This window comes from Actinoplanes sp. CA-015351 (genome assembly GCF_050955685.1).
Lineage (GTDB): Bacteria > Actinomycetota > Actinomycetes > Mycobacteriales > Micromonosporaceae > Actinoplanes.
Genome location: NZ_CP192102.1, coordinates 6,446,710 through 6,468,135, shown reverse-complemented (window position 1 = coordinate 6,468,135; position 21,426 = coordinate 6,446,710). Strand labels below are relative to the sequence as shown.

Below are 21,426 nucleotides of genomic sequence, written 5' to 3'. Positions count from 1 at the left end.
GGTCTACCCCTACCCATTTATCGCCGTCGAAAAAACGGCGGGCCGGGGTGACCCGGCCCGCCGTTCCTGTGTTGCCTCTGTTCTAACCGAATGCCTTCATCGTCGACCAGTTGACCGTGATGATGGCGTCCTTGAAGGTGCCGGTGTCGGTGGCGCTCGGCCAGTAGACCTTGATGATGCCGGTGTCGCCACGACGGGTCCAGATGTCCGGGATCTGGTCGCCGTTCACGTCCGGGATGCCCACCACGACCGGGACGTTGGCGGTGGTCCAGCCGGTGCCGTACTGGGCGTCGCTGCCCTTGAGCGAGGCGGCGGCGGTCTTGAGCGAGTCCAGGGTGACGCTGCCCGCGACCGTGCCCGGCTTGCCCTGCCGGAGATACATGACGCCGGTGTCCGGCTTGCGGAACGTCATGTCCGGCGTGCCGTCGAGGTTGACGTCAGCGATGTTGACGATCTCGGCGGTGGACCAGGCGGTCCCCTCCATCAGCGTCGCGGTCTGGAAGCTGGCGCCGGTGTAACCGGACAGCAGCCAGAACGCGGAGCCGGCCCGAATGGCCAGATCAGGCAGCTTGTCGCCGGTGATGTCACCGACCGCCTTGATCTGCGTCCAGGTGGAGGTGGCCGGGGCGTTCGACGGCAGCATGACCTTCAGCCGCTGATCGACGTTGAAGCTGCCGTAGCCGTCGCCGGGGTAGAGCCAGAAGCTGCCGTCGTAGTGCCGGACGAACAGGTCGGTGGTGCCGTCACCCGGGTAGGTGTCGGCGTACTTCGTGATCAGCGACGTCTTGCCGCTGGCCGGATCGAACCAGTGGCCGGTCGGGTCCAGCTTGTTCCCGGTGCTGTACGACGAGACCAGACACGGGTGGATGCCGCCGTTGGGCTGGCTGGGACAGGTCCGCAGCCGGCCCTCGGCGTTGATGACGAGCAGGTCCGGCATCTTGTCGCCGGTCAGGTCGTGCGGCTGGTCCGCGACGTCGCTCGGCATCACGTACGTGACGTAGCTGGTCTGCGGGCTGGGGTTGCCGACCGCGTCGAAGGCCTTGACCCACAGGGCGTTCGGACCGGCGTTGCGGGGCTTCAGGTCGGTCACCGTGAGCTTGCCGGCGGTGGCGTTCAGCGTCCGCGGCTCCTGGCCGGAGAACGAGAACGTGAACTTCACCGCGCCGGTGGACTCGAAGGTGACCGGGCCGGTCTGGCCGAACTTCACGGTGGCCCAGGTGGCGCCGTCCGCCGTGGCTTCGAGGAAGACGTCGCTCGTCACGTCCGGCGCCGGCGGTGCGGAGGCGTCGATCGTGATCCGGCAGGGTTCGGTGCCGGCCGGCGCCCAGGTGGATTCGGCGCTGGAGGTGTCCTCGGACCGGACGTCCCATGAGTACGTGGTCTTGTCGGTCAGTGAGGTGGTCGGGATCAGCAGCGTTGCCTTGCCCGCGCTGTCCGGGGTGACCACGGTGCCGGCCGGGACGGTGCCGCCGGTCGGCCACCAGCGGAAGCGGAGCTTGGACAGGTTGCCGTCGGCATCCTTGCCCACCGCGGCGAGGGTGATGTTGGTCTTGGCGACGGTACGCCCGGCGCCGGGTCCGGGTACGCAGGCACCACCGGGGGTGGTGGTGACGCTGGTGGGCTCGGCCGGCGTGGTGTTGTAGACCGTTTCCAGGACCGCGGTGTTGGCCTGGAACTTGCGCCAGGTCAGGGTGTCGGTCTCGGTGGAGGCCCGCATGCCGAAGGTGACGGTGGTGGCGCCGGCGGTGGCCGCCCGCTGCGCGCCGTCCTTGGCGTTGAAGGCGACGTAGTCGTCCTTGCAGGAGCTGGAGTAGCCCTTGGCGAACGAGACCTTCTGCTGCAGGGCGGTCCACGCGGGCTGCTTGTTCCAGGTGGTGCCGGTCGAGATCGCGCCGGTGTAGTAGAGCTGGAACTCCCGCGCGGTGCACGACCACGAGTGGTTGTTCAGCACCTTGAACGCCGACGAGCTGACCGTAGCGCCCTTGATGTTCTTGAAGGTCATCCGCCAGAAGGAGCGGGCGGTCACGCCGGTGTCGTCCTCGTGGCCGACGCGGGCGTCGCTGGTGCCGCCGTTGTATCCGGTGCCGTTCCAGAAGTTGCTGTTGGCGTGGGATTTGCTGACGAACAGCCAGGCGGCTTCGCCGGTGTTCAGGTTCGGGTCGAGGTAGACCGGGAACGTGACGCCGGCGCCGGTGAGCAGGCCGGTCGCGGCGGCGTCCAGGTGCAGCTGGATGTCGCCGGTGCCGTCACCGTCGACGGTGGCGGGCATCGGTGCGCTCTTCGTGCCGGGTTCGATGCCGCTCAGGCCGCTGAGCTTGAGAACGTCGGCCGTGGTGGCGGTGGAAAGGTTCGGCTTCTCCGGCGATTCCGGGTCCTTGCCGGCCGAGTCCCAGGCCATCGAGGTCGGGATGTTGGCGATCTCGGCCTGGGTGGTGGCGTCCAGGACGCTCAGGCCGCCGGTCTCGGCGTTGTGCCGGAAGATCGCGCCGTCGGCGCGCAGGCCGTAGGTCAGGGTTTTGACCGTGGCGGCAGCTTCGCGGTTCTTGATGATCAGCAGCAGGCCGAGGCCGCCTTCCTGGCGGGCGACCAGGAGCAGGTCGACGCCGGCGGAGACCTCGGGGTAGAGGGCGCGGGAGCCGTCGAGCACTGGTTCGGGCAGGGTGCCCGGCCAGGTGTAGGTGATGGTGTGGCCCTTGGCCTCGGCTTCGGCGAGGACGGTGGCGCCGGCCTCCGCACCGGCGCTCGCAGTCTTGCCGCCGTTGCTGAAGCGGACCTTTTCCGGCGGGTTCGCCGGGATCACGCCGAGGCCATCGGTGGCGGCCGGGTCGAGGCTGAGGGTGTTGTCGATCGGCGCCCACTGGCCGTTGGCGTCCTTCGCCCGCTGGGGCAGGGCGCTGGTGACGTCGCGTAGCTGGCCGTCGGGGCGGGCGAACAGTTGGCTGAAGGCGGTGGTGGCGCGGTCGACGAGGACGTCCTTGCCGGTGCGGCGGGCCTCTTGCAGGGCCGTGGCCTCGTCCTTGGGGCCGATGCCGGCCGGAACAGCCGCGACGGGCTCGTCCTGTGCGGCGATCGGTTTCTCGTCGTTGTCCGGGATCAGGGGTAGGGAAGCGGCGGTCAGGGCAGCGGCCATGACAAGGCCGATGGTGACGCCCAGCCGGGTGCGCGTACGCACGAACGGGCTGAGTAAGCGAGGCGCGGTCACGGCGGTCTACTCCCGTGGGGACCGAGGCGGAATGGGCAGCACAAACGGCCCCGATCGGCGTACCGAGGGGCAGAAGGCGGCCACACGATCGCACAACAACCATCGATGTGCGTGGTTACAAGATTGTTACCAGCTATCAAGGTTTCTTTTAGGTAATGCCCGATTTAAAAGTTTTTCATACGCGATGTCGCGTGAAAAGACTATTAAGAGGCGTATTCGAGGCTTATGCCTAGTGCGCCCGCCGCGTCAGTCTTTGCGGGATTACATCCTGTGACGCAGGTCACCGTTTATCCCTATTGATCACTGTCGGTGATCTTGAATATAGCTGAACGCCTATCGCAGAGTGCCCCGGCACGCGCCTTTTGGTCGGCGTGTGCCTTCTGGTGCCTCCGCACCACTCTCTTCGTACTTCGCGCCTGGTGGGGGAGTCGACGCGTATGCGTGTTTCAGTTCCGGTCTTGACCGATTCGGGAGGGAGGAGATGGCGTCGCCGCGGTAGAGCGGCAGTCATCTTCGCTCTGACGACGACCCTGGCCGTCACGATGATGCCCACCGGCGCGTACGCGGTCCCGGGCGCTGGTATGGATCGCGACGACATCGCCCTCGAGCTGCCTGACCTGCCGGAGAACACCTCTCTGGTCGAGGACGAGAGCTCCGATCCGAACTTGACGACGGCGCCGGAGGTGCCGACCGAGGAGTACCTGCCGACCGCGGTTGACGCGTGGGACGCGGGTACTGGTGCGGTGGACCTGACCGGTGCGGTGGCCGGTGCAGATCCGCTCCCGGTCGACGACCTGCCGATCGCGCTCGGTGTTCCCGAGGGCGGTGACCCGGCGGCGGTCGCTGGTGAGTGGACGGTGGACCTGGCTGCTCCGGAGTCGTCGCAGGACGCCGACGTGGCCGGCATGATCATGAAGGTCACGCCGCCGGCGACGGTTGATCCGGCCGCGGAGATCGCGCTGAGCGTGGATTACACGGCGTTCGCGGATCTGTACGGCCCGCAGGCGGCGGACCGGTTCGGTCTGATGACGCTGCCGGACTGCGTGTACACCTCGCCCGGGACGGGTGACTGTGCCCCGGTCCCGGCGGAAGAAGAAGAGCCGGCCGCAGTGACGGCAACCGCGCAGGCGGTTCCCAGTGAGGTCGAGATCGTCCAGGCCGGCACCGCGGCTCTGCGGACGCTGGCTGCCAACACTGATGACACGGCCACCAAGGCGCGCCGGATCGTCACAGGTGTCGTGCCGATCGGGCAGCTGCTCGCCGATGCCGGCACCGGTGGTGCGGGTGGCGGCGTGATGGCGCGTGCGGCCACGGCCAGCGGTTCCGGTGTTGTCGGCGCGCTGGACACCGGTGCCTCGGCGTCCGGTGACTTCACCGCGACCCCGCTGCAGTCGTCCGGCTCCTGGGCCTCCGGGTCGTCGTCGGGTGCGTTCACCTACTCCTACCAGGTGCAGGTCCCGGAGAGCGCCGGCGGTCTGACGCCGAAGGTCGCCCTCGGCTATTCGTCGCAGTCGGTCGACGGTCGCACGTCGGCAACGAACAACCAGGCTTCCTGGATCGGTGACGGCTGGGACTATGCGGCCGGGTCGATCACGCGTACCTATGCGAATTGCCGGCAGGACTCGACCCGGGAGGGTTCGAGCAACGCCAAGCACCGGACCGCGGACATGTGCTGGGGTTCGAAGAACGCCACGCTCTCGCTCGGCGGCAGCACCACCGAGCTGGTCTGGGACGACAACACGTGGACGACCGCGAACGGCGACGGTTCGAAGATCGATCTGATCAAGGACACCACCAGGGACAACAAGGACAAGGACGGCGAGTACTGGGTCGTCACGACCCGGGACGGCACGAAGTACCACTTCGGGATGAACCGGCTGCCGGGCTGGTCGGACAACGGCACCGCCGCCGACGACCCGGTGACGAACTCGGTGCTGACCGTTCCGGTCTACAGCAACCACGCCGACGAGCCCTGCTACAAGGGTTCGACGATCGAGGACTTCAAGAAGTCGTTCTGTACCGAGGGCTGGCGCTGGCAGCTCGACTATGTCGAGGATGTGCACGGCAACGCGATGAGTCTGTGGTGGGCGAAGGAGGAGAACTACTACGCCCGCAACTTCGACTTCAAGTCGCCGGTCAAGTACGACCGTGCCGGATACCTCACCCACATCGACTACGGCCAGCGCGCCGGCAGCGTGTTCTCCACGCCGGCGCCGGGCCGGGTGACGTTCACCGTCGCCGAGCGATGCTTCGCCGAAGGCGGGGTCAGCTGCACCGACACCAACTTCGCCAGCAAGGACCCCGGCAAATACCGGATCTGGTACGACACTCCGGCTGACCTGCGGTGTGAGTCGGCGAAGAAGTGCTGGAACGCGGGCCCGTCGTTCTTCACCCGTAAGCGCCTCGACAAGATCACCACGTCGGCGCAGCGGGTCGCGGGCAGCACCACCCGTCAGACGGTCGACACGTACCAGCTGAAGCAGTCGTTCCCGAAGACGCGGACCGGCCCGAACACGGCTCTGTGGCTGGAGTCGGTGACGCGTACCGGTTCCGCTGTCAACGGCACCACCGCTGAGCTGCAGCCGGTGCGGTTCGAAGCCAACATGGACGACATGCCCAACCGCGTGCTGCGCGGTGCCAAGGACCCGCGGCCCGGGTTCTCCCGCCTGCGTGTCGGCCGGGTCATCAACGAGTACGGCGGCGAGACCGTCGTCAACTACAAGAAGCCGACCGGCGACTGCGCCACCGGCACCGGGCTGCCCGGCAAAGCGGACACCGCCGACCTCAAATCCAACACCCGGCTGTGTTACCCGGCGTTCTGGCACCCGGACCCGTCAGCCGAGGACATCGACTGGTTCCACAAGTACGTGGTGGAGAGCATCGAAGAACTCCCCGCGGTCGACGGAGCGGTCGGCACCACGACGAACTACACCTACGCGGACGCGGCGTGGAAGATCGCCGAGGCCGAGTTCACCAAGAAGTCGACCCGCACGTACTCGAACTTCGCGGGCTTCGCACAGACCACGGTGATCACCGGTGTGGATGACGCGTCGATCGGCAGCAAGCGGACCAAGGCGGTGACCCGTTACTTCCGCGGCCTCGGCGACACGGTTTCGGTCAAGGACATCGTCGGTACGGAAATCGCGAAGGACTCCGAGCCGTTCGCCGGTCGCATCGCCGAGGAGCTGACGTATGCCAGCGCCGGGGATGCCGACACCGAGTGGCTGACCCGGAGTGTCACGGTTCCGGTGGCGACCAAGATCGCCGAGCGGGTGCGTGAAGGCGGGATCAGCCCGCTGCGTGCCTGGCGTGTCAACGACGCGTCGCAGAGGACGTACACCAAGTCTTCGGGCACCGGCGACGACGACCGCAAGCTGCGCGTGACCGAGACCCGGACCACCTACGACAACACCTACGGTCTGCCGACCTATGTGGAGACGTCGGGTGACACCGGCAAGACCGGTGACGAGGCGTGCACCAACCTCGAATACCTGCACCACACCGGTAAGAACCTGATCGGCCTGACCAAGCAGACCAGGTCCAGCCCGACGACCTGTGCCGCCGCGACGTGGGACAACCTGAAGTCGCTGAGCGCGGCGACCCGGGTCGCCTACGACTGGACCGACTTCGGTGCGGCGCTGCCGTCCTACACCCGTGGCCTGGCGACCCAGTCGTGGTCGTTGAAGGGTGACGGCACCGGGTACGAGTGGAACGGCAACCACGGCTTCGACGACCTGGGCCGGGTCAAGGAATTCCTCGACCCGGACATGCAGACCTCCAAGATCACCTACGAGCCGGCCACCGGCCAGCCGTTCAAGGTGACCGAGGAGAACGGGCTCGGGCACAAGCAGGTTCAGGAGCTGGAGCCGGGCCGCGCGGTCGCGGTCAAGACGACCGATGCCAACGGGCATGTCAGCACCGCTGAGTACGACCCCCTCGGCCGGCTCGTCAAGGGCTGGGCGCCGGGTCGTGCGGGTGCGACGATTCCGGACTTCGAGGCCGCCTACACGATCCCGAAGCCGGACGCCGAGGGCATTCGCAAGCCGCCGTACGTGACGACGAAGGCGCGGGGTCACGAGAACCGCATCGAAACGTCCATCACAATCTACGACGGTCTCGGCCGGGAACGGCAGTCACAGCAGCCGGCCACCGGTGGCGGCAGGCTGATCACTGACACCCTCTACAACAGCTCCGGCGAGGTGTGGCAGACCAACAACGCCTACTTCACCGAGGGCAACCCGTCCGGCAACCTGTTCACGCCGGACTCCGAGATCGCGGTTCCCAACGCGACCCGCTACACCTACGACGGCCTCGGCCGAGTCCTCCAGGAGCTGCCGATCCTGCGCGGCGCCGAAACGCCCGCCAGGGCAACGAAGTACGAGTACGGCGAAGACTGGTCGATCGTCCGCAACCCCACGGGCGCCGCGTCGTACCGGATCTTCACGGACGCGCTCGGCCGAACCAGCCGGGTCGACAATTTCAACCCGGCGGCCACCGCCGGCTTCACGTCGATGCGGTACGAGTACAGCAAAGCCGGGCAGTTGGTGAAGGCCACCAACTCCGCGGCCAAGACTGGCAACGCCTGGTCTTGGACCTATGACCAGCGCGGCCGTCTGGTGCAGTCGAAGGATCCCGACAGCGGCACGATCGACAATACCTATGACCACCGCGACCGGGTCATCTCCACCACTAACGCGCACGGCAGCACGGTCGTCACCGAGTACGACGAACTCTCCCGCCCGTCCAAGCAGTACCTCGGGTGGGACCTGACCGACCTACGTGCCGAGTTCACGTACGACACGGCGCCCGGCGGCAAGGGCATGCCGGCGACGGCGACCCGGTACACCGACGGCAAGCCCTACAAACAATCGATCGCCGGGTACACCAGCGATTACCAGCCGACGACCACGACCCTGTCGCTGCCGGCGGACATCGCCACCGCCTGGGGTCTCAAGACCTCGTACAGCTACAACTACAGCTACACCGACACCGGTCTGCCGGATGCGGTCACGCTGCCCGCGATCGGCAACCTTCCGAGCGAGAAGATCGTCGCCCGGTACAACGCCGAGGGCCTGCCGCTCTCGGTGTCCGGTCAGGACTGGTACGGCGCCGAGACCAGCTACTCGCCGTACGGCCAGCTGATGCGCTCCACGCTGGGTGCGCAGCCGTACCGGGTCTGGGCGCTCAACAACTACGACGAGGCCGACGGCGCTCTCAAGGACCAGCAGGTCTACCGGGAGAACACCGGTGACAAGGTGCTCGTCGGCGGCGTGCTGGTGTCCAACCGTTCCTACGGCTACGACGCCACCGGCAACGTCACCGCGATCCAGGAGAAGTCCGTCGGGATCGAGGAGCGGCAGTGCTTCACGTACGACCCGATCGGTCAGCTCTCGAAGGCGTGGACCTCCAAGGACCAGACGTCCTGTGCGGCCGGTCCGGTCGGTACCGACGGCGCGGTCAACGTCGCCGCCGGTAAGGACAACGCCGGTTACTGGCAGGAGTACGAGTACGACCTGCTCGGCAACCGCACCAAGCTGGTCGAGAAGGACATCACCGGGGCGACCGCCAAGGACGCCACCAGCACCTACACCTACGGCAAGGCCGATGGCAGCCAGCCCGGCACGCTGACCAAGGTGGCCAAGAAGTACACCACTCCGGCCGGCGCTCAGGTCACCGCCGAGGCGGACCGTCTGTACTCGCTGACCGGTGACACCACCTCGGTCACCTCGGTGCAGAACGGTGACAAGCAGGAACTGTCCTGGACGTTCGACGGCAAGATCGAGCGGATCTCCGGCCAGGGCGGTACCGGCAAAGCGTCGTACATCGGCCTGAACAACGCCTGCCTCGACGTGAGCGGTGGTGCGGCCGCCGCCGGCACGAAGATCCAGCTCTGGGGCTGCAACGGCACCCCGGCGCAGAAGTGGAGCTTCAAACCGTCGGCGAGCCAGAACGATGCGAACCTCGGCACGCTGTCACAGCACAACGGTGCCTGGTGTGCCCAGCCGGCAGCGAACACCGCCGGGTCGGCCGTGGCATTGCAGAAGTGTGACGGCTCGGCCGCCCAGCAGCTTCGTCGCTCCACCACCGGTCAGCTGACCCACGTGGCGTCCGGGTTGTGCATCACGGCGACCGCCGACAACACCGGGGTCTCTTTGGTCGCTTGCGCCACCGGCAACGCCGGCCAGGTATGGGCGGCGCAGGACCAGAGCACCTACATCTACGGTCCTGACGGCTCCCGCCTGCTCACGATTCAAGGCAAGCAGGCCACGCTGAACCTCGGTGAATCGCAGATCACCGTTCAGCCGGGCGGTGGGCTGGTCAACACCCAGCGTGCGTACGCCGTGCCGGGTGGCTCGGTACTCCGGCACGCCCAGGGCGGTGCGGCGTCCACGTTGCACGCGCTCACCGCAGATCACCAAGGTTCGCCGTACGCCGAGGTGAACCTCAGCAGCGGAATGGGCTTCCGGATCCGCAAGCAGGACGCGTTCGGCAACGAGCGCGGCACCGCACCGCTCGCGCTGAACATGCGCACGAACGCCGGATTCCTCGGCACCATGCGGGACGACACCTCCGGCTTCACGCCACTCGGTGCCCGTCTGTACGACCCGGTGGTGGGCCGGTTCCTTTCCGCCGACCCGGTGCTGGACATCGCCGACCCGCAGCAGCAGAACGGGTACGCGTACGCCCACAACAACCCGGTCACCCATTCGGACCCGACCGGTCTGTCGATCACCCTGACCGCGTCCGAGCTGGCGTCGGCACTGGCCGGCGCCGGTCTCTCCGCGGCGCAGATCGCCGAGGCGCAGGCCAACGCGAACCGTTCACTGACCGATGTGATCCTGTCGGCCGCCTGGTCGATGCTCAAGGACTTCATCGGCATCACCGACGCGATGAACTGCTTCGGCGGTGACATGTGGGCCTGCGGCAGCCTCATCATCGGCGCGATCCCCTGGGCGAAACTCGGGAAGATCCCGGCGGTGCTCAAGGCCATCGACCGTACGATCGCTGCGATCTCGGCGTGGAAAACCGCCAAGAAGGCGGCAGAAGCGGTCTTGGCCGCCGCGCGAGCGGCGGAAGCAGCAGCACTCAACGCCAAGAAGCTCGCTATCGAAAGAGCGAAAAAGGCAGCACAGGCGGCGAAGAAGAAAGCCGCCGACAAGGTAAACACCACAAGCAACAAAGCATCGACAGCTACCAAGAAGACAGGCAACGACGCCCAGCGGCAGGCTCAATCTGAAGCCGCGCCGAAGAGTTCGTCCGCATCGAGCGGCGGAAAGGGCGGCGGCGGAAAGAGCGATGAGTCCAAGCCGGGCGGATCATCCGGAGGAACTGCCCGCGGCGACGGTGGCACGTCCGGTGGCGGCGGGGACAAGGCCGACGGTGGCGGTGACCGCAGCGGCGGCGACGGAGAGTCGTGCCCGATCAACAACAGCTTCACCCCGGGCACGCCGGTTCTCATGGCGGACGGCTCGACCAAGGCGATCGAGGACGTCAAGCCGGGTGACCGGGTCAAGGCAACGGATACCGAAACTGGGGACACCCGCGCCGAGACAGTCACGGCGGCCATCCAAGGTGACGGCGTCAAGCACCTGGTCAAGCTGACCATCGCCACGGCCGGCTCGCAGGCGGCCGAAGTCACCGCCACGGAGGGGCACCCGTTCTGGGTTCCATCGCTGAGCGAGTGGATCGTTGCGACTGATCTTCGCGAGGGTCAGTGGTTGCAGACCGGCGGTGGCTCGTTCGTTCAGATCACGGCGATCGAACGGTGGAGCGTCCCTCGTGCCACCGTCCATAACCTCACCGTCAGTAATGTTCACACGTATCATGTGATGGCTGGCAGTGCGTCGGTGCTCGTTCACAACTGTGGCGATTCAACGAAGCACGATGTCGACAACCTGGCGAGTTCGCTCGACGAGGACACGTACTTCCATTATGGCGACGAGGACGGAATCAATTCGATCATGAATGGGGGAGTGGTGGTTTCGAACAGTAAGAACGTCGCCTACTTCACCCAGGACATGGTGTCTCCTGAGGATGCAAATGGTGTGCTCTTCGCGGGCAACCCGTTCTACCTCAACCGCGGTACGCATGTAATCGCCTTCAAGATGCCGAAGGGTTTGCTGCAAGTGGGGACACAGGCCAATGAGGTAGTTCATGTGGGGTCCTTCCGGTTCACACCGGAAATGGTTCTCTACCATGGCCCGAATCCGTTCACGTCATAGCCATGCTGTCGGTCGAGAAGTATTACGAGATGCTGGCGCTGAACAAAGCGCTGATGGAAGTTCGTTTCCTGGGGGGCGACATCGACGTCGCCCTCCGGGGCAGTGCGCCCCTCGCGGACCTGCATTCGCGTCTCATCGATGAGCTGATCGATCACCATCGGCGTTCAGGGGAAGACGGCAAAGTCGCGTCCTGGGAGCAATGGCGGGTCTTCGCGTCTCGTGGCCTCGAGATCCAGAGCATCATCGGTTATTTTTCGCCGATGTGGTCCGGCATCAAGTCCGAGACAGTGAAGAGGCAGGCTCTGGAAGCCCAGATGCGTCCGTTCATCTTTGACGACGGCGATGTCGACCGGCTTTACCAGGAGATCGAGCGTCGAGCCCGCGGATAGTGCGGTTTTACGACGTAAGCGCCCGCCCGGATTTTTCCGGGCGGGCGTTTCGTCTGTGGCAGGTGGTCAGGCGCCGGTGTAGAGGACGGCGTCGATCTCGATGTCGAAGCCAACGAGCGGGACCGGCAGGGTCGTCCGCACTGGCAGGTTGTCGCCCTTGATGTACTGCTTGTAGATCTCGTTCATCGCCGGGAAGTCGGCGAAGTCACGCAGGTAGACGCCGACCCGGACCGCCTGGTCGAGGCTGGAGCCGGCTGCCTCCGCCACGGCCGCCAGGTTGCGGAACGCCGAGTGCGCCTGCTCCTCGAAACTGCCGGTCACCCGGGTGCCGTCCGGCAGGGCCGGGATGGCGCCGGCCAGATAGATGGTGTCGCCGGCCACGACAGCGTGTGAGTACGGGCCGCCGGCGGGTGCCGCCTTGTCGGTGATCACAGCGCGCTTGGGCATCAGGAACTCCTCGGTTCGGTTCTCGGGAACTGTTCGGCCAGCCCGTCCACCCCGATCAACGGGGTGGCGAGCAGGTCACGGATGTGGCGCTCGCGACGGGCCAGGGCCTCGCGCTGGGCGTCGGTGAGCGGGATCCACGGCGCGGGCGGGCCGGGCAGCCGCGGGGTCAGCAGGCGGCCGCCGACATAGGTCGCCTGGTTGATCAGCCTTATCGGGGACACTCGAACCTGACGATGCGCGTCGGTGACCGGGAAGTCCTCCACGCGTACATCGAAGATCGCCACGTCGGCGGGGGTGCCCACCGTGAGTTTCCCGCCCGGCAGGCCCAGCGCCGCGGCCGGATGGGTTGTCGCCGCAGCGATCACCTCGGGCAGCGGCACCCCGACGGCCAGGAGTTTCGCCATCGTGGTCGGCAGGTCGAAGACCGGGCCGTGCAACGAGCGGGCGTGCAGGTCGGTGGAGATCGTGTACGGCCGGAGGCCGGCGTCGAGCTGGGCCTCCAGGATGTCGAAGGCGAAGCCGCCCGAGCCGTGCCCGAGGTCGAGCAGGACGCCGCGCTCGGAGGCCGCGCGCACGGCCGGGCCGAGCGGCGCCGCGATGCCGCTCGCGCAGTGTGTCACGATGTCGCCGGGACGCAGCAGGTCGAGCACCTCGTCGAGTGCGGGCGGCACCGTGCCGATGTGAACCATGACCGGGACTCCGCACGCGTCGGCGGCGGCCAGCCCTCGCCGGAGCGGCTCGATGCCGTTGGCGCCGACGGTTTCCGTGTCGATGCGGACCTTGATGCCGTGGATCAGGTCGCGGTTGGCCGCGATGGTGTCGATGGCCAGGGCGACGTCGCAGTTCGCCAGGTCGCGGCACTCGCCGGTGCGCCCGGCCAGGCCGACCGCCGAGATGTTGAGCAGGGCCGGCACCCGGACCGTGGCCTCGGTGGACACACGGCGCAGCCCGGCGAGTGTGTACGCCCCCGCGGAGCCGGCGTCCACCCAGGTGGTGACTCCGGAGTACCACGCGATCGGGTCGGGGTCGATGCTCCAGTAGCCCGGTCCGACGTGGGTGTGCAGGTCGATCAGGCCGGGGGTGACGAGCCGGCCGGTGACGTCGGTGATGTGGCGGGCGTCGCGGGGGAGGTCGGGGCCGATCGCGGCGATGCGGCCGTTGTGGATCGCGAGGTCGGCTTGCTTGCCGTCGTGCTCTCCACCGGTGATCAGTAGGTCCCAGGTCATGCCGGGTCACCTCCCGGTTGGTCGTCGCCGGTGGCGAGGGCCTGGGCGATCGCCAGGCGGTAGAGGCGAGCGGGCCGCCCCTTGGGATGCGGTTGGGTGCTCCCGCCGGCCACCACGAGGCCCGCGTCGCTCAGTTTGCGGATCAGGCGGCGCCCGCTCGGATCGGTGATGCCGAGAGCCTCCGCGAGGTCGCCCGGGGAGATCGACCGGCCGCCGAGCGAGCGTTCCAGCGCGGCCAGCCGGGACAGGGTCGCCGGGCTGAGGCCGGCCCGGCCGGCCAGTGTCTCGAGGCCGCCGTGCCCGCGATAGGTGTAGGCCAGTGGAGTGCCGCCGGAGCCCATCGGGCCGATCATCACGCCGTCGTCGGTGATCAGGTAAGCCGAGGCCGCGCCGTCCTGCTCGGCGCGGTCGGCGGCCTGCTCCGCGAGTGCGACGCTGCCTCGCGCGGAGGGACCGATGCCGAAACCGGCCACCGCATCGAGGTCGCCGGTCTCGTCGTCGGGGCTGTTGTGCCAGCGCACGGGTGTGGTGACCCAGTGCTCGGTGAGGGTCTCGAAGACGGCGGCGGGCGCGAAGGCGACGACACCCCGTGGACCGTGCTCCTCTATCCACGCGTCGGCCAGCTCGGGAACACTTTGCAGGGCTCGCTGGAGCGCGGCGCGTGTGCCGGCCTCGGGAGCACGGAAGACGGCGGCCGCGAACCGTTGCTCGTCGGCGCGGCGGCGGCGGACGCGCAGGACCAGGTCGTACAGGTCGGCGCGGATGGTGCCGGGGGTGGCGAGGGCGTGCAGGACGGCGGCCCGGCCGTCCAGAGCGGCGGCCACCCCGGTCCGGACGGTGATCACGTAGCGCGCGCCGGTGCGGGCCAGGTGCTCCTGATGGAAGGCCACGACCTCGTCGACCGGCTGGTCCGCGTCGAACGGCAGGGTGGCGACGGCCGAGCGGTCGAGCCCGAGCGCGGACGCGACCTCGGCAACGGTCTCGTGGGTGAAGGTGTCGATGCTGACGGGGGTGGCCGGCCAGCCGTTGCCCCGGGCTCGTGCCCAGGCCAGCGCCAGGTCGAGCGCGGCCGAGCGGGTGACGGCCACGGGCAGGCCCGCGGGAATAAGGTCGCGGGAGCGGGCGAAGGGGACCAGGCCGAGCAGCAGACCGTCCAGCTCCTCGGCGGCGAGGAGGTCGCGGACCCGGTCGCGGATCTGCTCCTCGTGCTCGTAGACAGCCCAGGTGAACTCGACGCCGGTCAGCGTGCGTGCCGCCTCGGCGAATCGTGCGCGGTGGCCGGTGTGGAGCACTAGTCCGATCACCATCGCCTGCCCCCTGGTGGTTCGTAAGTGGTTCGTTGTATCGTGGCCCAAAGCGCTCGCCTGGTCAAGGAGGCGTCATGATCGAACCACTTCCGAACCTGATTCCTCGGCCAGCCGGCGTCACGGCGGCTGATGGCGGGTTCTTCGTGCTCGACGCCGGCACGCTTCTCGACGCCGGACCCGGTCTGGGCGCGATCGCCGCGGGGCTTCGCGCCTCCCTCGGGCCGGCCACCGGCTGCGAGCTGCGAGACGGGAGCGGCGGCATTCTGCTGAGTCTCGACACCCGGATTCCCGCCGGCGCCTACGAGCTGACGGTCACGCCCGAGGGGATCAGTGTGGAGGGCGGATCGCCGGCGGGCGTCTTCCACGGCACGCAGACGCTGCGGCAGCTGCTTCCGCCAGCCACGTTACGCCGGGCCCGCGTGGCCGAGGGTCCGTGGCAGATCCCCACCTGCCGGATCACCGACGTGCCGCGTTTCGCCTGGCGTGGCGTCATGCTCGACGTGGCCCGGCACTTCATGCCGGTGGCCGACGTGCTGCGTTTCATCGATCTCGCGGCGTTCCACAAGCTCAACGTCCTGCACCTGCACCTCACCGACGACCAGGGCTGGCGGGTCGAGGTGCCGGGCCGGCCCCGCCTGACGTCGGTGGGCGCCTGGCGGCCGGAGTCGATGCTCGGCGCCCGCGGCCACGAGCGGTTCGACAAGCGGCCGCACGGCGGCTTCTACACCGATGACGACCTGCGGGAGATCGTGGCGTACGCGGCAGCCCGCTTCATCACCGTCGTCCCTGAGGTCGACATGCCCGGCCACATGCAGGCCGCCATCGCCGCGTACCCGGAGCTCGGCAACGGCTTCGCCGGCCCGGTCCGGACGTCGTGGGGCATTTCTTCGCACGTGCTCAACGTCGGCGACGAGGCGCTGGGCTTCTGCCGTGACGTGCTCGACCACCTCTGCGACATCTTCCCGGGCGAGGTGATCGGGATCGGTGGCGACGAGTGCCCGGCCACCGAGTGGCAGGACTCCCCGGTGGCCGAGGCCCGGATGAAAGAGGCGGGGCTGGAGGGCCCGCACCAGCTGCAGAAATGGTTCACCGAGCGGCTCGCCCGGCACCTCGCGAGGCGTGGCCGACGGCTCTACGGCTGGGACGAGATCCTGGCCGGCGGTGCTCCCCCGGGTTCGGTCATCGCGGCCTGGCGCGGGGTCGAGCCCACGGTGTGGGCGGCTCGCGCCGGCCATCAGGTGGTCGCCTGTCCGGACACCTCGGTCTACCTGGACTATCGCCAGTCCGACGACCCGGGTGAGCCGACGCCGGTCGGCACCCGCCTGACGCTCGAAGAGGTCTACGCCTTCGAGCCGGTGCCCGGCGGCCTGACCCCGGAGCAGGCCGCCCTGGTCCTCGGCGGGCAGGCCAACGTCTGGACCGAGCACATGGAGTCCGCCCGGCGAGTCGACTACCAGGTCTTTCCCCGGCTGTGCGCGTTCGCCGAGGCGGTGTGGGGGCCGGCCGAGCGCGACTTCGCCGGCTTCTCGGCGCGGCTTCCGGCGCATCTGGCCCGGTTGGAGGCGCTCGGGGTGAACTACCGGCCGCTCTCCGGTTCCCGGCCCTGGGACGGGCGGCCGGATGCGCCTGGCAATCCGCGTACCCGAGCGGATCGCCAGGCCGAGCTGCACGAGATGACCGCCGCCCTCCGCGGGACGGATCAGCAATGACCAGGAGTATGGCCGGCTCAGGGCAGCAGCGGCAGCAGCCGGTGCGCCACGCGAAGCGAGCGCATGTGGTCTTTCCCGGAGCCTTCGAACGTCCACACCTCGGACAGGACCGCCTGGGCGAAACCCCACCCGATCACCCGCTCGGCCGGCATGCCGAGACCGTCGGCGAGCTGCTCGATCCGGGCCGGGAGCAGGTCGAGCACGCTGTCGTCGGGGCTCTGCGGGTCCGGGTTGTACAGCAGCGCCCCGATCTCGTAACCGGGGTCGCCGACGACACCGTGCGGGTCGATCGCCAGCCACCGCTCCCGATCCGCAGCGAGCACGTTGTCGTGGTGCAGGTCGCCGTGCAGCACCACCCGCTCGGTGGCGGTGGCGCAGAGCTCGGCGAAAACTCGGGCGCCCCGCTCCACCAGGTGCCTCGGCAGTGGATCGTCGCCGGGAAACCGGTCCAGGTGCTGCTCGAACGACGCGACCCGGCCGGCCAGCTCGGGCAGGGCGATGCTCTCGGGCGCGGGCCGGTGCAGCCTGCGGATCACGCTGATCAGCGCGGCGGTCGCCGCCTCGTCGTCAGCCGGCACCAGCGCGGTCGCCGGTGTGCCCGGCCGGGCCTCCTCCAGCAGGAGCGCGCCACGGGCGTCGTCGCGCGCCAGCACCGTGACGGCGCCGCGCCCGGCGAAAAACCCCAGGGCGGCGGCCTCGTCGGCCAGATGGCCACCTTCCGGTACGCCCATCTTGAGCACCGCCGCAGTGCCGTCCGCCCGGCGTGCCCGGGTCACCCAGTTCATGCTCAGCGGGAGCCGGTCGCCGAGCGTCAGCTCCCAGTCCCGGGCGACCTGCTCGGCAAGCGTGGGAAGCGCGGCCAGCCAGCGCCGGCCGGCCGGACCCCAGGACTGTTCGACCGCACGGGTGAAGGATGCGGGGAGCGGAATTTCGACCACGGGGTGCAGTTTCGCAGCCGGCGACAACGACCGGCGCCGACGAGCGAGTGGAGGCCACGGTGACGATCGACTGGCGGAGCAAAGGATTCTGGTCGCCGGACGAGACCTGGAGCGCCGAGCGGTTCGCGCAGGAGCAGCCGAGCATCTTCGGCGGCGGATTCACCTGGCCGCTCCTGGTGGTCAGGCGCGCGGCGGTGGAGGCGAACATCGCCACGATGGCGGCGTACTGCCGGCGGCACGGGGTGGACTTCGCGCCGCACGCCAAGACGACGATGGCACCGGGTCTGCTCGATGCTCAGCTTCGGGCGGGCGCGTGGGGGATGACGGTGGCCACGCCCAATCAGGCTCTGGTGCTGCGGCGGCTCGGGGTCGAGCGGGTTCTGATCGCCAACGAGGTTCTCGATCCGGTGGCGTTGTCCTGGCTGGCACGGGAGTCCGGCGCGGGGTGGGAGGTCTACTTCCAGGCCGACTCGGTCGCCGGGGTCGAGGCGGCGGCCGTGACCGGCGGGCCGTTGCGGATCTTTGTCGAGCTGGGGCACGCGGGTGGGCGTACCGGGGTGCGCAGTCTGGACGAGTTGGAGGCGGTGGCTCAGGCGGTTGCGGCGGCGCCGGGTCTTGAGCTGGTCGGTGTCACGGGTTACGAAGGGCAGCTGCCCGATCAGGCTGGGGTTGACGCGTACCTCGACCGGCTTGTCGACGGGGTCGAGCGCCTGGCTAAAGCGGGTCTGCTCGCGGAGCGACCATGGGTCTCGGCCGGCGGCAGCGCCTGGTTCGACCGGGTGATCGACCGCTTCGGCCGGCTCGGCCCCCAGGTCCGGGTGATCGTGAGGAGCGGGGCGTCGGTGACTCACGACGACGGGTTCTACCGGGAACGGACTCCGTTCGTCCGAGTGCCGGAAGAAGGCCCGCTCGACGCGGCGCTGGAGATCTGGGCGCAGGTGGTGTCGGCGCCTGAGCCGGGGCTAGCCATCGCGGGCATGGGTAAGCGGGACGCCCCGTTCGACGAAGGGCTGCCGGTGCCGCTCGAGGTCCGCGCGGCCGGCGGGGCGGTGCGGACGGCGGCCGGGGTCCGGGTCACGAAGCTGAACGACCATCACACGTACCTGGAGCTGGACGGGGCTGGGCTCGTGCCCGGTGACCTGATCCGATTCGGGATCTCGCATCCGTGCACGGCGTTCGACAAGTGGCGTGACATCCCGGTCGTGGACGAGGACCGGCGAGTGGTGGACGTCCTGCACACGTATTTCTGAGTTCTTCTGAGTTCTTCTGATTTCTCCTGAGGTCGATGATCATGGTGTTCGGGCAGGGTGGCTACGAGGTTCGATTCGACTGGGGGCCGGTCGGGGCTGGGGCGATCGCGCCGGGGGCGGCTCTGGTCGCGGTAGTGGACGTGCTCTCGTTCACGACCGCGCTGACGGTGGCGGTCGAGCACGGGGCCGCCGTGTTGCCGTACCCGTGGCGGGACGACTCGGCGGCCGAGGCGGCGGCACGACATCAGGCGGTTCTGGCGGTGGGCCGCTCGGTGGCGGGACCGGGGCAGGTGAGCCTGTCGCCGGCGACGATCGTGCAGGCTGCTTCCCGGCATCGGATCGATCGACTGGTGCTGCCGTCGCCGAACGGCTCCGCGATCTCGGCGGGCCTCGCCGCGACGGGCGCCACAGTCGTCGGGGTCAGCCTCCGAAACGCGGCCGCGGCCGCCGCGTGGGTGCGGAAGCAAGCAGCCGGGCCGCCACAGGCGTGGCTGCCAAACGCGGGGCTGCGATCTGCGGGGCTGCCAGAGGCGCCGCCGCAAGCGCTCGGGCCGCCGCAAGCGCTCGGGCCGCCGCAAGCGCCCGGGCCGCCATCTGCCGGGCCGCCGTCGGTGGGGCTGCCGTCGGTGGGGCTGCCGCCGGTGGGGCTGCCGGGAGGCGGGCTGCCAGCGACCGGGTGGACAACGGGCGGGTGGCCGGTGGCTGTCGTCGCGGCGGGGGAGCGGTGGCCGGATGGTTCCCTGCGTCCGGCGGTCGAGGACCTGTGGGGAGCTGGGGCGTTCCTGCATTTCCTCAACGGGACCGGTGAGCCGGCGGCCGGTTTCTCGCCTGAGGCGGGTGCGGCGGTCGCGGCCTATCGCGCGGTTGCCGGTGATCTGCCGGGTGCTTTGGAAGAGACGGCTTCTGGGCGGGAATTGATCGCCGGCGGCTTCCGAGCTGATGTGGAAGTGGCCGCTGCGGCCGGCGTGAGCACAGCGGTGCCGGTCCTGAGCGAGGGCTGGTTCCGCGCGGCCTCATAGAGGAGGGCAAACGCCAGGCCGCGCCGCGCCAGGCCGCGCTGTCCGGGCCGTGTCGCGCCGCGCTGTCCGGGCCGTGTCGCGCCGCGCTGTCCGGGCCGTGTCGCGCCGCGCTGTCCGGGCCGTGTCGCGCTGCGGCTGAGCTGCGGCGTGGGGCTGAGCTGCAGCGCCCGGGCAGGGATGTCTGGGCAGAGCGCGTCTGCGGCCCGACCCGGTCGGCCATGACTTGATGGTGATCGATCCGCAGGGTAGGTGTTCGGGGCGTCGGCGGCGAGGGGTGTCTGTGTTGGCGGTGGTGGATTTTCCTGCTTGTGGATGACGGCGGCGTCGGTTGCGCCGCTGGGCCGGGTGACGGAGCGGGGATTGGAAATCATCCATGCGGTGGGTCGCCTCGGCGGGGGATGGTTCATCGAGATCATGCCTGTTTACGCTGGTCAGGCGTCGATGAGACTTTCCCCTATGCGCCGCCGGAGTCCGCCATGCCCGTTTTCCGTGCAGCCGACAACCAGCCCGCTAAACCCATCAACCCTCCTGCGAATCCCGTCAACACCTTGCCGAACCAGGGAAACTTGTCGGTCAGCCCTGGCAACCCGTCGGCCGGCCGGCTTCCTGCCCTGCCGGTTGGCCGGCCGGGGGAGCAGCCCATGCATGACACGGGTGGGCGCCGGCCGTCCCCACGCTCCACGTACCTCTCTGCGGAGAACACGCCCTACCCCCAGCGGCACACCGTGATCCAGGGAACCTCGGTCCAGGGCCCGCCGGCCCAAGGCCCGCCGACTCAGCAAGCGCCCGTCCAGCAAACGCCCCTTCAGCAAGCGCCCGTCCAGCAAGCGCCCGGCCTGCACGCCCCCGTGCACGCCCCCCTCCAGCAAAACCGCGCCCACGCGCCCCACCAGCATGTTCCTGTCCGACACGCGCCGAATCAGGGGACGCCGGTGACCCCCGAGCACTCGAATACGCCACGAAACCCGGGAAACCCTGGAAATTACACCAGTCACGATCGGCCTTGGCGGACGCGTGACACCGATGCCCGTACCCGTGAATCTCTCTTCCCGGAAGGGCCCACCGAGCCGCTCAATGCGATCAAACCGCAACCCACCGCTGAGCGACGCGGCGGCGCAGCCGTCGTTGTCGCCGTTGTGATCAGCGTGCTCGCGCTGCTGGTCTCCGCGGTGGCTGGCTACTTTTCCCTGACGGCCCAGAGCAAAGCCCACCAGCCGGCGCCGGTCGCCACCGTGCCGGTCGATCGGCCTCCGGAGCCCGAGGAATACCCGGTCGCCTACGCCAAGGAGCCGCTCCGGGTGCAGGTCGGCTGCTCGGCGGTGATCTTTCTGGATCTGGACGAGCCGCGGGCCGACGCTCAGGAGGCGGTGGCTGACCTGCGGTACGACAGCCGGTGCGGTGACGAGCCGCCCCGGTTGAGCCTGGGAGCCGGGGCGCAGGGCGGCAGCCAGCGGAACAACGCCGACGCGGACGCGGCCGGTTGCCTGCGGGCGATCCGGACGAGCCCGCTCGGGCCGGGCGCCGACGTGGAGGTGAAGAGGGGTACGGCGTTGTGCGTGCTGACCGCGGGAGTGCCGGCGGTGCTCGCACTTGTGGAGATCATCGACGTCGGCGGCACCGGCACCGCCGGCCTGCGAGCCACCTCATGGAAGGTCCCGGCCTGACCGCGGACTGACGTCCGCTCTGGACCCGGACCGACGTCCCGGCCAAAGCCCGG

General features: G+C 68.9%; 11 protein-coding genes. 6 read left to right on the top strand and 5 right to left on the bottom strand.

Going from position 1 to position 21,426, the window contains the following annotated elements; translation table 11 throughout:
* Window positions 1-82: 82 nt before the first annotated feature.
* Window positions 83-3,202, bottom strand: a complete 3,120-nt coding sequence (locus ACQP2E_RS29430) for a hypothetical protein (RefSeq protein ID WP_433826194.1) — start codon at window positions 3,200-3,202, stop codon at window positions 83-85.
* A 458-nt stretch (window positions 3,203-3,660) separates the two neighbouring features.
* Here ACQP2E_RS29430 and ACQP2E_RS29425 point away from each other — a divergent pair, with 458 nt between their 5' ends.
* Both ACQP2E_RS29425 and ACQP2E_RS29420 read left to right on the top strand, forming a co-directional pair.
* Window positions 3,661-11,424, top strand: a complete 7,764-nt coding sequence (locus ACQP2E_RS29425) for a ricin-type beta-trefoil lectin domain protein (protein WP_433826193.1) — start codon at window positions 3,661-3,663, stop codon at window positions 11,422-11,424.
* Window positions 11,425-11,426: 2 nt separating this feature from the next.
* Complete coding sequence (locus ACQP2E_RS29420; RefSeq protein WP_433826192.1) at window positions 11,427-11,813, top strand: hypothetical protein; 387 nt, start codon at window positions 11,427-11,429, stop codon at window positions 11,811-11,813.
* Between the two features lie 66 nt (window positions 11,814-11,879).
* Here ACQP2E_RS29420 and ACQP2E_RS29415 read toward each other — a convergent pair whose 3' ends face one another.
* The 3 genes from ACQP2E_RS29415 to ACQP2E_RS29405 are packed head-to-tail and all read right to left on the bottom strand — an operon-like array spanning window position 11,880 to window position 14,793.
* Window positions 11,880-12,260 carry a RidA family protein gene (locus tag ACQP2E_RS29415; RefSeq protein ID WP_433826191.1) on the bottom strand — a complete coding sequence of 127 codons (381 nt, stop codon included), beginning with the start codon at window positions 12,258-12,260 and terminating at the stop codon, window positions 11,880-11,882.
* Window positions 12,260-13,486: an amidohydrolase family protein gene (locus ACQP2E_RS29410; protein WP_433826190.1), complete on the bottom strand. Its 1,227-nt coding sequence runs from the start codon at window positions 13,484-13,486 to the stop codon at window positions 12,260-12,262. The genes ACQP2E_RS29415 and ACQP2E_RS29410 overlap by 1 nt, the downstream gene beginning before the upstream one ends.
* Window positions 13,483-14,793 carry a MarR family transcriptional regulator gene (locus ACQP2E_RS29405; RefSeq protein WP_433826189.1) on the bottom strand — a complete coding sequence of 437 codons (1,311 nt, stop codon included), beginning with the start codon at window positions 14,791-14,793 and terminating at the stop codon, window positions 13,483-13,485. Before ACQP2E_RS29405 ends, ACQP2E_RS29410 begins: the two co-directional genes overlap by 4 nt.
* A gap of 74 nt (window positions 14,794-14,867) precedes the next feature.
* On the opposite strand from ACQP2E_RS29405, the gene ACQP2E_RS29400 reads away from it, so the two are divergent.
* Window positions 14,868-16,502 carry a beta-N-acetylhexosaminidase gene (locus ACQP2E_RS29400; RefSeq protein WP_433826188.1) on the top strand — a complete coding sequence of 545 codons (1,635 nt, stop codon included), beginning with the start codon at window positions 14,868-14,870 and terminating at the stop codon, window positions 16,500-16,502.
* A gap of 17 nt (window positions 16,503-16,519) precedes the next feature.
* On the opposite strand, the gene ACQP2E_RS29395 is transcribed toward ACQP2E_RS29400, so the two are convergent.
* Entirely contained in the window at window positions 16,520-17,440 is a 921-nt protein-coding gene (locus ACQP2E_RS29395; protein ID WP_433826187.1) for an aminoglycoside phosphotransferase family protein, read from the bottom strand.
* 59 nt (window positions 17,441-17,499) lie between these two features.
* Here ACQP2E_RS29395 and ACQP2E_RS29390 point away from each other — a divergent pair, with 59 nt between their 5' ends.
* The 3 genes from ACQP2E_RS29390 (at window position 17,500) to ACQP2E_RS29380 (ending at window position 21,373) form a co-directional block, all read left to right on the top strand.
* Window positions 17,500-18,690 carry an alanine racemase gene (locus ACQP2E_RS29390; RefSeq protein ID WP_433826186.1) on the top strand — a complete coding sequence of 397 codons (1,191 nt, stop codon included), beginning with the start codon at window positions 17,500-17,502 and terminating at the stop codon, window positions 18,688-18,690.
* 35 nt (window positions 18,691-18,725) lie between these two features.
* A complete protein-coding gene (locus tag ACQP2E_RS29385) occupies window positions 18,726-19,709 on the top strand; it encodes a 2-phosphosulfolactate phosphatase (protein WP_433826185.1) in 984 nt (327 codons plus the stop codon).
* Window positions 19,710-20,845: 1,136 nt separating this feature from the next.
* Entirely contained in the window at window positions 20,846-21,373 is a 528-nt protein-coding gene (locus ACQP2E_RS29380; protein ID WP_433826184.1) for a hypothetical protein, read from the top strand.
* Window positions 21,374-21,426 lie beyond the last annotated feature (53 nt).